The organism is Neisseria sp. HMSC070H10 (assembly GCF_001837635.1).
GTDB classification, from domain to species: domain Bacteria; phylum Pseudomonadota; class Gammaproteobacteria; order Burkholderiales; family Neisseriaceae; genus Neisseria; species Neisseria subflava_A.
Genome location: NZ_KV833348.1, coordinates 13416 through 26545, shown reverse-complemented (window position 1 = coordinate 26545; position 13130 = coordinate 13416). Strand labels below are relative to the sequence as shown.

At 49.5% G+C, this 13130-nt stretch carries 12 protein-coding genes; 6 read left to right on the top strand and 6 right to left on the bottom strand.

Features of this window, described 5'->3' with window-relative positions:
* Nucleotides 1-122 precede the first annotated feature (122 nt).
* Both HMPREF2606_RS00435 and HMPREF2606_RS00430 read right to left on the bottom strand, forming a co-directional pair.
* The gene (locus tag HMPREF2606_RS00435; protein ID WP_070712310.1) at nucleotides 123-1919 is read right to left on the bottom strand and encodes an aminopeptidase P family protein; all 1797 of its coding nucleotides are present in this window, start codon (nucleotides 1917-1919) and stop codon (nucleotides 123-125) included.
* Nucleotides 1920-1994: 75 nt separating this feature from the next.
* Nucleotides 1995-3614: an ABC transporter substrate-binding protein gene (locus HMPREF2606_RS00430; RefSeq protein ID WP_070843119.1), complete on the bottom strand. Its 1620-nt coding sequence runs from the start codon at nucleotides 3612-3614 to the stop codon at nucleotides 1995-1997.
* Nucleotides 3615-3941: 327 nt separating this feature from the next.
* On the opposite strand from HMPREF2606_RS00430, the gene HMPREF2606_RS00425 reads away from it, so the two are divergent.
* From HMPREF2606_RS00425 to HMPREF2606_RS00400, 6 genes are all read left to right on the top strand, one after another.
* A complete protein-coding gene (locus tag HMPREF2606_RS00425; RefSeq protein ID WP_070843118.1) occupies nucleotides 3942-5012 on the top strand; it encodes a porin in 1071 nt (356 codons plus the stop codon).
* Between the two features lie 123 nt (nucleotides 5013-5135).
* On the top strand, nucleotides 5136-6653 hold the full coding sequence (locus tag HMPREF2606_RS00420) for a polyamine aminopropyltransferase (protein ID WP_349267264.1): 1518 nt from the start codon (nucleotides 5136-5138) through the stop codon (nucleotides 6651-6653).
* Nucleotides 6654-6821: 168 nt separating this feature from the next.
* A complete protein-coding gene (locus HMPREF2606_RS00415) occupies nucleotides 6822-7289 on the top strand; it encodes an FxsA family protein (RefSeq protein ID WP_070843116.1) in 468 nt (155 codons plus the stop codon).
* Between the two features lie 178 nt (nucleotides 7290-7467).
* On the top strand, nucleotides 7468-9315 hold the full coding sequence (locus HMPREF2606_RS00410) for a lytic transglycosylase domain-containing protein (RefSeq protein WP_070843115.1): 1848 nt from the start codon (nucleotides 7468-7470) through the stop codon (nucleotides 9313-9315).
* Between the two features lie 277 nt (nucleotides 9316-9592).
* Nucleotides 9593-9805, top strand: a complete 213-nt coding sequence (gene rpsU / locus HMPREF2606_RS00405) for a 30S ribosomal protein S21 (protein WP_003680926.1) — start codon at nucleotides 9593-9595, stop codon at nucleotides 9803-9805.
* Between the two features lie 98 nt (nucleotides 9806-9903).
* Nucleotides 9904-10350, top strand: a complete 447-nt coding sequence (locus tag HMPREF2606_RS00400) for a GatB/YqeY domain-containing protein (protein ID WP_070712316.1) — start codon at nucleotides 9904-9906, stop codon at nucleotides 10348-10350.
* A gap of 63 nt (nucleotides 10351-10413) precedes the next feature.
* On the opposite strand, the gene accD is transcribed toward HMPREF2606_RS00400, so the two are convergent.
* From accD to HMPREF2606_RS00380, 4 genes are all read right to left on the bottom strand, one after another.
* Nucleotides 10414-11280 (bottom strand): acetyl-CoA carboxylase, carboxyltransferase subunit beta, encoded by an 867-nt coding sequence (gene accD, locus HMPREF2606_RS00395; protein ID WP_049331298.1) that lies wholly within the window; start codon nucleotides 11278-11280, stop codon nucleotides 10414-10416.
* A gap of 75 nt (nucleotides 11281-11355) precedes the next feature.
* Nucleotides 11356-12141: a tryptophan synthase subunit alpha gene (trpA, locus tag HMPREF2606_RS00390; protein ID WP_070712317.1), complete on the bottom strand. Its 786-nt coding sequence runs from the start codon at nucleotides 12139-12141 to the stop codon at nucleotides 11356-11358.
* A 324-nt stretch (nucleotides 12142-12465) separates the two neighbouring features.
* Entirely contained in the window at nucleotides 12466-12813 is a 348-nt protein-coding gene (locus HMPREF2606_RS00385; protein ID WP_070585792.1) for a hypothetical protein, read from the bottom strand.
* Nucleotides 12797-13099 carry an integration host factor subunit alpha gene (locus tag HMPREF2606_RS00380; protein WP_003680933.1) on the bottom strand — a complete coding sequence of 101 codons (303 nt, stop codon included), beginning with the start codon at nucleotides 13097-13099 and terminating at the stop codon, nucleotides 12797-12799. Before HMPREF2606_RS00380 ends, HMPREF2606_RS00385 begins: the two co-directional genes overlap by 17 nt.
* Nucleotides 13100-13130: the final 31 nt, after the last annotated feature.

Sequence of the window (13130 nt, the reverse complement as noted above, 5' to 3'; positions counted from 1 at the left end):
CTCTATTCCGACCGGGTTATTGTTTTTATTCGGAGTCGGGTAAGGTTTTTTTAGTTTTTAGATAATTGTTGTTATAAGGCCGTCTGAAACTTTGTATCCGCCGTTTCAGACGGCCTTTCACGTTAACGCGCCAAAGGTTCGGTGCGTTCAATCAGCCATGCTTTGGCCGCGCCTTCTGTCAAAGGCTCGAGACGGCGGCGCACTTCGGCGTGATATTGGTTCAGCCATTCGATTTCGCTGCCGGTCATCAGTTTGGTATCGATAAGGCGCGTATCGATTGGGCAGAGGGTAACAGTTTCAAAATACAGGAATTTGCCGAACTCGGTTTCCTCTGGGTTTTCAACCGGACGGTTGATTACCAAACTTTCGATACGGATACCCCATTTACCCGGACGGTAAAGACCCGGCTCGTTGGAAGTCAGCATGCCTGACTTCATCGCGTGATGGGGTTGCGGCACGGCGGCAACGGCAATGCTTTGCGGACCTTCATGCACATTGAGGAAATAGCCCACGCCATGACCTGTACCGTGACCGTAATCGCATTGCGCCTGCCAGAGCGATTTGCGGCAGATGGCATCAATCATCGGGCCTTTGATGTTTTCAGGGAAAATGGTTTCCGCCAGAGAAATATGCGCTTTCAACACCAAAGTGTAATCGCGCTTCATGGCCGCACTCGGATTGCCGACAGGCACCACGCGCGTAATGTCGGTCGTACCGCCCCAGTATTGGCCGCCGGAATCAATCAGCAGCATACCGTTGCCTTTGATTTTGCTGTTGTTTTCCGGTGTCGCGCTGTAATGAGGCAAGGCGGCATTGGCATTGTAGCCGGCGATGGTGTCGAAACTTGGCGAAATAAAGCCAGGGCGTTGGCTGCGGTGTTTATAGAGCATGCCGTCGATGTCCAGCTCGCTCAATTCGCCGCCATCTGCCAAGATTTGTTCAAACTCGGCAAAGAAGCCGCACAATGCCGCGCCGTCTTCCGCCATGGTATTGCGGATATGGGCGATATCGGCATCGGATTTGACTGATTTGAAGAATGTGCTTGGGTGGATGGCTTCAATCAAACGAACGTCTTCAGGCAGGTGGCGCAAAGTGCCAACAGCAGTTTTGTTAGGATCAATCAGCAATACGCCGTTAACGCCTGCCAAGTAGTCCGCCGCTTGCGCATAAGGCAACACTTCAAAACCTGCCACTTTCAAGGCTTCGGCAGATTCGGCTTTCAGACGGCCTGCATCGGTAAACAATACGGCTTTGTCTTGGCTGATAAACAAATGGGACAAGAACACGGGGTTGAACGGCACATCATCACCGCGCAGATTGGTAATCCAAGCGATGTCGTCCAAAGAAGAAACCAAATGCGCCTCTGCGTCCTGCTCTTTCATGGCCGCACGAATACGGACCAGTTTTTCGGCTGCCGTTTCGGAAACATAGTCGGGATGGTGAACGTAGATTTCCGGAGTCGGCAGTGCAGGACGGTCGTCCCACACTTCGTCCAACAAGGTTTCAGGATATTCGAGGCGGATGTTTTTGGCGGCAAGTGCCTGTTTCAAACCGCGCTCGCCGCTGAGTGCGAACATATCGGCAGGTGCGCCGACCACTGCTCCCTCGGGCAGATTTTGTGCCAACCACTCGGTATAAGGCGCATCAACGCCCATTTTTTGCAGCTCGATGCCGTTTGGCGCAAGCTGTTGGCCGGCCTGTTCCCAATAGCGGCTGTCCGTCCACACGCCTGCCTTATCGGCGGTCACCACCAAAGTGCCGGCCGAACCGGTAAAGCCGGAAAAATCGCGACGTGCCTGCCAATGCTCGGGCAGGTATTCGGAAAGGTGCGGATCGGCGGAAGGGATGACAAACGCGTCCACGCCATGTTTTTTCATAGCTTCGCGTAAAGCGGACAAACGTTGTTGTACAGATTTCATGTGTTATGTCTCCTGTTGTTTCAGACGGCCTCTGTCATCAAGGCCGTCTGAAAACTTGTGCTGTCTATAATCAATCTATTTTTTCGGTGCGAACGACCAGTTCTTGACTGTGTAGTTCCGTAAAGGGTCTTTGTCGGAATAGCCGATAATATCGGGTTTGACCATACGCACTTCAACCTGATGATACAACGGAATCAGTGTAGCGTCTTCTTGAAGCTGCTTCTCCGCATCGGCATAGAGCTGGCTGCGCGCTTCCTTGCTGACACCATCTTTCAGCGTATTGTTCATAAATGTATCAAACGCCGCGCTTTTGTAGCGGAATGCATTGTTTGAGTTATTAGATTTCAAGATATTGAGCATACCCGCCGCATCATTGAAATCGGAACACCAGCCGCTGAACGAAACCTTGAAATTGCCTTGCGCGCGCGTATCCAAATAAGTTTTCCATTCCTCGTTGGACAAAGTCGGACGGATAAACGGAATGGCGGCTTTCCACACTGACTGCACGGCAGTAATTTGTTTTTTGGATGCTTCGCTGGTGCTGTACAAGATATCGAACTCAAGCGGATGGTCATCGTTGTAGCCTGCTTCGTTCAACAGTTTACGCGCGGTTTCGATGCGTTTTTCAGGCGTCCACTCTTTCCACTCCGGATAAACAGGAATCACGCCCTGCATTTGCGGCGGCGTCAATTGGAACGCAGGCGTATCGCCACGGCCACCCACTTTGACGACGATGTCGCGGCGCGTCAGCATATTGAGTGCCTTGCGGACGCGCGGATCGTTAAACGGCGCCGCTTCGTGGTTCGGCTCCAAATACCAGCTGCACAAAGAAGTCGTGCGTTTCACTTGTCCCGGAAACTCAATATCCGCCACTTTGACCTGATCGCTGGGAATACCGTAAGTCACATCAATTTCATTGGCGCGATAACGGTTGTACTCGCCGCTACCTGACAAGAAAACCGCCTTCGGAATGGCTACTTTGTCTTTATCGTAATAATTGGGATTGCGTTCCATATTAATGTGGCTGTTGACTTTCCAATCCGTTAGCAGATAAGCGCCACTGGAAACATACTGACCGGGCTGCGTCCACTTATTGCCATATTTTTCAACAGTGGCGCGGTGAACCGGAAATGTGAATTGCTGAATCAGCATATCGGGGAAATAAGGCACGGGCGCAATCAGCGTAAATTGCAGGGTCTTCGCGTCCAATGCCTTGACGCCCAATGTCTCAGGCTTGGCTTTACCGTTTAATATATCTTCCGCATTTTCCACTTGGGCATCGACCAAATAGCTGCCGAAAGGTGCGCCGGTGGCCGGATCGGCAAGACGACGGAAGCTGTACACGAAATCTTCGGCAGTAATCGGATCTCCATTGCTCCATTTGGCATCACGCAGATGGAAGGTCCAAATACGCTCGCCCTCGCTCTCCCATTTTTCCGCCAAAGCAGGAATGGTTTTACCTTCGGCATCCGTACCGACCAAACCATCCATCAACTGACGGATAATCGCACCGGCCGCCATATCGCCGCTCATCTGAGGATCCAGCGTACCCGGCTCAACGCCGTTGCTGACCACCACGCGCTCATAATCGGTACGTTTAAATTCAGGAGCAGGCTTGACATCACGGCTGCACGCCGACAACGCGAATACGGCAGCCAATGATGCAGCCAACAGCGGATAGGTTTTTCCAGCCATATTTCATTCCTTCTTTTGGGTATTCTTCTTTTTCAGACGGCCTAATTATTCAAGCTACACTAAACTACATTTATTTAGAACTTTTCCAGCATAGTTAAATCATCTATTTCAAACCATGAAAATAGTGTTATAAACCACATATTCCACCAGAATAATAGTGAGCCATCCAAGATTGTTGGCAAATTAACACAAAAATACGTAACTGAAAACTATTTTTCAATTTATCCTACGATAAGTTACAAATGTATTGATTTTTTATAATTTGTCAAATAAGATTATCCAAATTCCCCAATCCCCAATTAATAAAAGACATAAAAGGAGAACAAAATGAACAAGTTATCTTGTTTTGTTGCCATTACCCTCATCGGCTCTTCCATGAGCATCGCCCACGCCGAACCTAAAATGAGCGGTACCATCTACCTCATGACCGAGGTCGAACACAACAATAAAACCGGCGTCACCAATACAACCATTTCCGATAAAAGTTCCAGTCTTTATCTCTCCGATGAAGTACGACTCAATAACGACTTATGGCTGAAATGGCAACTTGGCTCCTTTATTTACTTCGACTCCGACCGCTGGAGCGGCTGGGGCACTGCCGACTCATACGTTGCGCTCAACAGCTACAAAAATCTTGGCACCGTCAAAATGGGCTACATCAGTACACCCATGAACAGCATTTATCTGAACCCGTTCGACACCAACAGCTCGATTTTGGAATTCGGCAAAATTTCTCGCTTCGGCCAACGTCGCGTTTCTATGGCTTATGAGTCTCCTTGGAAAAACGGTTTCCAATTCAAATTCAACGTTTCCCCAGGTTCCAATGCCGCACGCAACAACAACGACTGGAGTCCGGACAAAAAACGTGACGGCGACTGGGTCTTCGGCTGGGGTGTGGACTACTACCACCCAAGCAATGGCTTTAAAGCCCACTATGCTGCCGAATACGCGCCCAACGACTCTCCGACCGAAACCAAAGACTTCCAAGCCCATGCATTCATGGCCGGATACAGCAAAGACAAAATCTCCGTCGATGCCGCGTTCCAATATGCCAAAAATACTTGCGACGGCTTCAGCTGCTGGGGCGTATGGAAAGATGCGGCAGGCAACGTAGCCGGTTCTTACGACAAAGAAATCAACAACACCAAAGAGTTTATGGTGTCCGGCTCATACAAAGTAGGCAATTTCAAACCTCAAATCGGCTTCGCCTACGGTAAAAGCTCTATCGGCGAAGACTACAAACACGTTGCCGTCAGCACCGATTACAGCTTCTCCAAACGGACGACCGCCACACTCGGCGCCGGCTGGTTGAAAGAAAACGTCAATCCGAAATACGACGAAGATTTGCCGAAAAAATCTTCTTACGCAGTGGGCATGGTATTCAAACACCGCTATTAATGCCTGACAGATTAAAGGCCGTCTGAAACAATTGTTCAGACGGCCTTTTCTACATCCTATAAATAAACTTGCAGCCCACCTTAAAAATCATTACATTGCCCACACTCAAGCAACAAAAACGTCATCATGAATGCCCACCGCACCCTCATCATCTCTGTTTTTATCGTCGCCAGCTGCGGCCTCGCTTACGAGCTCATCATTGCCGCGCTCGCAAGCTATCTTTTGGGCGACAGTATTTTGCAGTTTTCCTCCGTCATCGGGCTTTATCTGTTTTCAATGGGTATCGGCGCCCACCTGACCCAATACATTAAAGATAAAGACGTATTACACCGCTTTATCGAAATCGAACTTCTGGTCGGCATCATCGGCGGCATTTCCGCGCTGGCATTATTTGTGGCCTTCGGTTTATCCGCCGCCCCGTTCCGCACCCTGCTCTACGCTTTTGTACTGATTGTCGGCATGGTTGTCGGCATGGAAATTCCTTTGGTCATGCGCGTGTTAAACCAAAAAGGTGCGGAATTTAAAGAACTCGTTTCCAAAGTCCTGACCTTCGACTACTTGGGCGCACTCGCCGTCTCGTTATTATTTCCGCTCCTGCTCGCCCCCAAACTCGGCATGGCGCGTTCAGCCTTGTTGTTTGGCATTTTCAACGCCGCCGTCGCCTATCTGACCGCGCGTGTATTCAAATCCGAATTACCCCGCTACCACGCCATCCGTACGCGTGCGTTTATCGTATTGACCGCGCTCATTACGCTCTTCGCCTACGCCGACCGTATTTCCTTTAAAGCCGAACAAAGCTATTTCGGCGATCCTGTCGTCTATCAAAGCCATTCGCCCTACCAACGGCTGGTCGTTACCCGCTGGAAAGACGACACCCGCCTCTATATCAACGGCAACCTGCAATTTTCCTCACGCGACGAAGCACGTTACCATGAAGCACTCGTTCTGCCTGCCATGCAGATGGTTCCCAATGCCGAACGCGTCCTGATTCTCGGCGGCGGCGACGGATTGGCGGCACGCGAAGTCTTAAAATATCCGCAGGTCAAAAATGTTACTTTGGTCGATCTCGACCCCGACATGACCGCTACTTTTAGAACCTCCGCCACTTTGAGCGCACTCAACCAAGGATCGCTGTCCCATCCCCAAATGCACGTCGTCAACGACGATGCCGCCAAATGGCTGGAAGGGTCGTCTGAAAAATTCGACGTTATCATCATCGATCTGCCCGACCCGTCTAATTTCTCGCTGGGCAAACTCTACTCCGTCCCTATGTACCGCCTCGTGGCCCGCCATCTTGAGCCGCAGGGGAAGATTGTTGTGCAATCGACTTCGCCTTATTTCGCCCCCAACGCCTACTGGTCGGTCGTTGCCACCCTCGAAGCGGCCAAGTTGAATACCGCGCCCTATCACGTTTACGTCCCTTCCTTTGGCGAATGGGGATTTGTGTTGGCAGGGTTTGACCAAAATTTCCCCATCCCGCAAAAATTCGACGTACCCACCCGCTATCTCAATGCCCAGACCGTCGCCGAAATGTTCCGTTTTCCGCCCGATATGGCAAGGCGCAAGGTTGAAGCAAATTATTTGAACAACCAAATTCTCGTCAGTTATTTTGAAAGCGATTGGAACAATGTGATGCGATAGAATATCTAAAGGCCGTCTGAAACATCTGCCTTCTTTTTATCTCCGTTCAGACGGCCTCATCGCCCGTTTACCCTTTTTCACACAGCATTTGCTTGAAAAAAATAAGGTTTATCTTTATCTAGATAGAACACAATCGACACTATCCGTTGAATGAAGGAACAAACTCTTATGCAGTATTTTGGAATCGGTTTTTTGGTTTTAATCTTTTTGGAAATCATGTCCATCGTCTGGGTTGCCGACTGGCTTGGCGGCGGTTGGACGCTGTTTGTGATGGCTCTCAGCTTTATCAGCGGTATCTTTATGCTGCGCCATACCGGCATCTCCGGCCTTTTACTCGCAGGCGCAGCCGTCCGCAGCGGACAAAACATTTCCCTCTATCAAATGCTGTGGCCGATTCGCTATACTGCTGCCGCGGTTTTCCTGCTCAGCCCCGGTTTTATTTCAACCGCCGTTGCCCTGCTCTTGCTGATTCCGTTTAAAGGCAATGCGGCTGTTTCTTCTACGCAGTCTTTCCAAAGCCGTCAGACTTACAGTTCCGCTAAAAATGATGAAGACATTATCGAAGGCGAATATACGGTTACGCGCACCAGCAAAGCCGACAAACCGCAAGACTATATCGAACACAAACCCGATTGACGGCTTCCTTCATAACAGGCCGTCTGAAATAGGAATACCTCAAAAGTGTTTCATATTTCAGACGGCCTTAGTCATTTCCAGGCTTTGAAAATGTAAATATCGGTTTGTAATTCGGTTATTCCGCATAAATCATTTAAAATAAGCAGCTATTTTAATTCTAAAAACGACACGGTATCCAATGAACGTTCAACGTCTTTTCCCTCTCTCCCTCAGCTTGATTACCGCCTCTGTTTTATCGGCGTGCGCCACCCAAAACACACCGACTGCTTCGAAAAGCGAAACCGTCGTTCAGCCTAAATCCACTTCTATTCCTTCACGCCGCGCCGACAGCGAATCCAAAGTCCTGTCCGATTACAGCCAATACCAAAGCGCCATCGATGCCGCCAAACGTGGCGACGATGCTTGGGTACAACAATTTTTATCCCAAGCCAGCGACAGCGCAATGGCAGAAAACGTCCGCAACGAATGGCTGAAAACCTTGGGCGCGCGCGGCCAATGGGATTTGTTCCGTCAAGAATTCAGTAAATTGAACGCCGCCGGCGTCGTACAAGAAGTGCAATGTTATGCCGATTTGAGCAGCGGCAATTACAGCAAAGCCGCCGAGCTGGTTCGCGTGACCGGCAAACTGCCTGCCGGCTGTACCCGCTTGGTTGAAAGCGCGGCAGCTTCAGGCCGTCTGAACACCAACGACGCATGGCGTCGCGTGCGCGGCTTGTTGAGCAACAGTCAGACCACAGATGCACGCAACCTCGCCGCCGCATTGGGTAGCCCCTTTGAAGGTGGCGCGCAAGGTGCAAACGAATACAGCCTGTTGAGCGTGATCGGCAAAGATGCACGCAAATCCGCTTCTGCCGCCGCTACCCTGTCCGACATGGAATCAGGCCTCAGCCGCGAACAACGCAGCTTCGCATGGGGCGTATTGGGCCACTACCATGCTCAAAGCCAAAACATGCCGACTGCTTTAAGCTACTACGGCCGCGTTTCCGACCGCAAGCAACTGACCGACGAACAATTGGAATGGTACGCACGCGCCGCTTTGCGCCTGCAACGTTGGGACGAATTGGCAAGCGTGATTCAGCATATGCCTGAAAAACTGCAAAAAGATCCGACATGGCAATATTGGCTGGGCCGCAGCTTTGCCGCACAAGGCAAAAGCGGCCAAGCCAAAGAAATGTATGAAAAAGCCGCCGCTTCCGGCCGCAATTTCTACGCCGTAATGGCAGGTGAAGAACTGGGCCGCCGCATCAATACGCGCAACAACGTTTCCGATGCCGATGCCAGAGACGTTCGCCGCATGAACGAAGACGGCGCCATCAAACGCGCATTGGTTCTGTTTAAAAACAGCCAAAGCAACGGCGACTCCAAAATGCGCCGTCAGGCACAGGCGGAATGGCGTTTTGCCACCCGCGACTTCAACGAAGACAACCTGCTGACTGCCGCACAAGTCGCTTTTGACAACCAGTTCTACGACATGGCAATCAACAGCGCAGACCGTACCGACCACAAACTCAACTACAAACTGCGCTATCTCTCTCCGTTTAAAGACCTGACCATCCGCTATGCCGCACAGGCAGGCGTTGACCCGGCATGGGTTTACGGTTTGATTCGCCAAGAGAGCCGCTTTGTCATGGGTGCGCAATCCAGCGTCGGCGCACAAGGCCTGATGCAGGTCATGCCTGCAACCGCCCGAGAAATCGCCGGCAAAATCGGCATGAGCAGCAGCGAGCTTTACACCATGGACGGCAACATCCGCATGGGTACTTGGTACATGGCAGATGCCAAACGCCGCCTGCAAAATAACGAAGTAATGGCCACCGCAGGCTACAATGCCGGCCCCGGCCGCGCCCGCAACTGGCAGGCTTCTTCTCCTTTGGAAGGCGCCATCTACGCCGAGACCATCCCATTCACCGAAACTCGTGATTACGTGAAAAAAGTCATGACCAACGCGACTTATTACGCATCATTGTTCAACGAACCGCAAACTTCGTTGAAACAACGTATGGGTACGGTTCCCGGCCGTTATTAATACCCGATAGGCCGTCTGAAAAGTGAGACAGAATCAAACGTTCAGACGGCCTGCAACCTTGACAGACTATCGGGTTTATAAGATAATCGCCCGATTATTTCTGACCGAAAAGGTCACTTGCACGGCAAAAGCCGACTTGTTAGGAGGTGATGTTTACATCACGGCGCGTATCCCGCCCTGCCTTAGGCAAACCAGCGATACAACAACTACCCCATTATGACAAACCGTCCTCTATTTCTTAAAACGGTTTGATTGAACAAAATTTAAAGGAAATAAAATGCCTGCTATTCGTGTTAAAGAGAATGAACCATTTGAAGTTGCCATGCGTCGTTTCAAACGTGCCGTAGAAAAAACCGGTCTGTTGACCGAACTGCGCGCCCGTGAAGCGTACGAAAAACCAACTACCGAACGCAAACGCAAAAAAGCTGCTGCAGCCAAACGTCTGCAAAAACGTCTGCGCAGCCAACAACTGCCTCCTAAAATGTACTAATTACAGGCCTGCCCTGTGATAAACGACACACCGCAAGGGCAGCTTTGCGGTGTGTTTTGTTTTTCAGACGGCATCTTTTTATATAAAGTGAGAACATTATGAGCCTAAAAACACAATTAACCGAAGACATGAAAACCGCCATGCGTGCCAAAGACCAAGTGTCTTTAAGCACCATCCGCCTGATTAATGCCGCCATCAAACAATTTGAAGTAGATGAGCGCACCGAAGCCGATGACGCCAAAGTCATCTCTATCCTGACCAAAATGGTGAAACAGCGCAAAGACAGCGCCAAAATCTATACCGAAGCCGGTCGTCAAGATTTGGCTGACAAAGAAAACGCGGAAATCGAAATCCTCAACCGCTACCTGCCGCAAATGATGTCCGCAGAAGAAATCAAGACTGTCGTTGAAGCAGTCATTGCAGAAACCGGTGCATCAGGCATGGCCGATATGGGCAAAGTCATGGGCGTATTGAAAACCCACCTGGCCGGCAAAGCCGACATGGGCGAAGTCAACAAGGTTTTGAAAACCGCATTGACTGCTTAATCCTCAATAATCAAAAAGGCCGTCTGAAATATTATTTTCAGACGGCCTTTCTTATTGTGCCAATCAAGCAGCAGTTACTTTACCTTCATGACGCAACAAAGTAATCAAATCGCTGATACGTTTTTTCATGGAACGGCGATCGACGATTTGGTCGATTGCCCCCTTCTCCAACAAGAATTCTGCTCGTTGGAAACCTTCCGGCAAGGTTTCACGTACAGTCTGCTCGATAACGCGCGGACCGGCAAAACCAATCAGCGCATTCGGTTCTGCCAAAACCACATCACCCAAGAAGGCAAAGCTGGCAGACACGCCGCCCATGGTCGGGTCAGTCAATACGGAAATAAACGGCAGACGTTTTTCAGTCAGCAAATGCAAAGCCGCGCTGGTCTTCGTCATCTGCATCAAAGAGTTAATCCCTTCCTGCATACGCGCACCACCGGAAGCCGCCACGCAAATAAACGAACAATTATCTGCAACGGCACGACGTACACCCTGAACGAAACGCTCACCCACGACCGAACCCATAGAGCCGCCGATAAAACGGAATTCAAACGCAGCCACAACGACAGGCAGGCCGTTCATGGTACCTTTCATAACAACCAATGCATCGTCTTCGCCGGTTGCTTTACGCGCAGCCGCGAGGCGGTCAGGATATTTTTTGCTGTCTTTGAATTTCAGCGGGTCGGTCGGTTTAATATTGGCTGCAATCTCTTCACGGCCTTCTTCATCCAAAAGTAGATTCAAACGTTCGCGCGCAGAAAGCGGATTGTGGTGATTACATTTCGGGCAGACTTCGCTGTTTTGCTTCAACTCGGTTGAATAAACCGTTGCCGAACAAGACGGACACTTGTGCCACAGGCCTTCAGGGACGCTGGACGAACTGCTTCGGTTTTTAATTTTCGGAGGAAGAATTTTATCTAGCCAGCTCATGAATGACTCCTTGGAATTCAGAATTCAGACGGCCTGTTGAATGTAAGGCCGTCTGAAATAATGGAATAAAAAATATTAGCGAATCGCGTCTTTCAACTCTTTAACCAACACGCCTACCGCTTCGGCCTCGCTACCTGCGTGGCTTTCAATCTCTTTGACGATACGGCTGCCGACAATAACGGCATCCGCCACCGCACCAATCTTACGCGCACTCTCCGCATTATTGATGCCGAAGCCGACTCCAATCGGAATATCAATGTATTTGCGCAAAAGCTCTATTTTACGCGAAACTTCTTCAGTATCCAAACTTGCCGCACCGGTTACACCTTTGAGCGACACATAATACACAAAACCGCCGGCTACTTTGGCAATCGTTTGAATACGCTCCTCAGTTGTCGTTGGCGCAATAAGGAAAATACAATCAATACCTTGCGCTTTCAACGACTCATGCAAAGGAGCAATGGTTTCTACCGGAGAATCCACGGTCAACACGCCATCTACGCCTGCTTCGGCAGCCACTTGCGCAAACGCCTGATAACCCATTTTATGTACTGGGTTCAAATAGCCCATCAAGACAACCGGCGTTTTATCATTGGTTTGGCGGAACAAGCGTACTGTTTCCAATACGTCGCGCAAAGAAACATGATTTGCCAACGCCCTTTCAGCCGCACGTTGAATAGTCGGGCCATCTGCCATCGGGTCAGAAAACGGCACACCCAGTTCCAAAATATCAGCACCATTAGCCACCAGGCTATGCATCAATGCCAAGGTCGTCTCAAGGTTGGGATCACCCACCGTAATATAAGGAATCAGTGCTTTTGCGCCATTGAGCGCTGAGAAAGTTTGTTGGATTCTGCTCATTTTCTGCTATCCATTTCATCGATTTGAATGTTGTCCGGCAGCCTGTTTATTCTGCCGTTACATTTGTTTTAAAAACCTCAGTCTGCCATGAAAAGGCGGCATCTATCCGCATTCTAATGACTGTTTCTTCCCAATCAGTAAACAAGAGGCTAAGTATAACATTTACGGCTATTTCATAGAATCATTTGCAATCAAGATTCTGATATTTTGAAAGCAATATAAAACAATAAAGGCCGTCTGAAAATCATTCAAACAGCCTTTATTAGAATCAATTATGCAAATCTTTGTATGCCTTCGCACTTTTGATCAGAGTTTCCCTATCGATTACAGCTCAACATGATGGTTTTGTTGTTCAGAACCTAGATGACGCTCCAAATCAGACAAAACCTGCATCAGACCATGACGGATTTCTTCTGCATTGGCGGCAGGATTGCCGTTTGCATCCAAAGCGCCACGACTGAACGTATCGATGTACGGTTCAAACGTATCTTTCAGTTTCAACAACTTAACTACATCTGAGCGCGTATATCTATCGCCACCGTATCCAATCACAACATTATTTTCATGTTGCCATTGGGCAAACTGAGCCGGACTGATTTGCACCAATTGGCACATCTCATCCAACGTAAAATAACGCTTGGCAGGAATAACCGGATTATTGTTGTTTGTCATAGTAATGCTCCACCATGCCTTTGAGTTTTTGGCTGGCATGGAAAGTTACCACACGGCGTGCGGTAATCGGCACTTCTTCGCCTGTTTTAGGGTTACGGCCAGGGCGTTGAGGTTTGTCGCGCAATTGGAAATTGCCGAAACCGGAAATTTTAATTTCTTCACCACGCGCCAAAGTGCTGCGGATTTCTTCAAAAAAGAGCTCGACGATTTCTTTGGCATCATTCTTGGTGACGTTGCTGACTTTGTCGACCAAAATATCAGCCAATTCTGCTTTAGTTAGTGTCATGTGTTTACCTTCATTCAAACTGGTGCAATTA

Coding starts and splice junctions, on each gene's coding strand:
- HMPREF2606_RS00430 (WP_070843119.1), bottom strand. CDS start 3,614: ATGGCTGGAAAAACCTATCCGCTGTTGGCTGCATCATTGGCTGCCGTA.
- HMPREF2606_RS00435 (WP_070712310.1), bottom strand. CDS start 1,919: ATGAAATCTGTACAACAACGTTTGTCCGCTTTACGCGAAGCTATGAAA.
- trpA (WP_070712317.1), bottom strand. CDS start 12,141: ATGAGCAGAATCCAACAAACTTTCTCAGCGCTCAATGGCGCAAAAGCA.
- HMPREF2606_RS00415 (WP_070843116.1), top strand. CDS start 6,822: ATGCAGTATTTTGGAATCGGTTTTTTGGTTTTAATCTTTTTGGAAATC.
- rpsU (WP_003680926.1), top strand. CDS start 9,593: ATGCCTGCTATTCGTGTTAAAGAGAATGAACCATTTGAAGTTGCCATG.
- HMPREF2606_RS00400 (WP_070712316.1), top strand. CDS start 9,904: ATGAGCCTAAAAACACAATTAACCGAAGACATGAAAACCGCCATGCGT.
- HMPREF2606_RS00410 (WP_070843115.1), top strand. CDS start 7,468: ATGAACGTTCAACGTCTTTTCCCTCTCTCCCTCAGCTTGATTACCGCC.
- HMPREF2606_RS00385 (WP_070585792.1), bottom strand. CDS start 12,813: ATGACAAACAACAATAATCCGGTTATTCCTGCCAAGCGTTATTTTACG.
- HMPREF2606_RS00425 (WP_070843118.1), top strand. CDS start 3,942: ATGAACAAGTTATCTTGTTTTGTTGCCATTACCCTCATCGGCTCTTCC.
- HMPREF2606_RS00380 (WP_003680933.1), bottom strand. CDS start 13,099: ATGACACTAACTAAAGCAGAATTGGCTGATATTTTGGTCGACAAAGTC.
- accD (WP_049331298.1), bottom strand. CDS start 11,280: ATGAGCTGGCTAGATAAAATTCTTCCTCCGAAAATTAAAAACCGAAGC.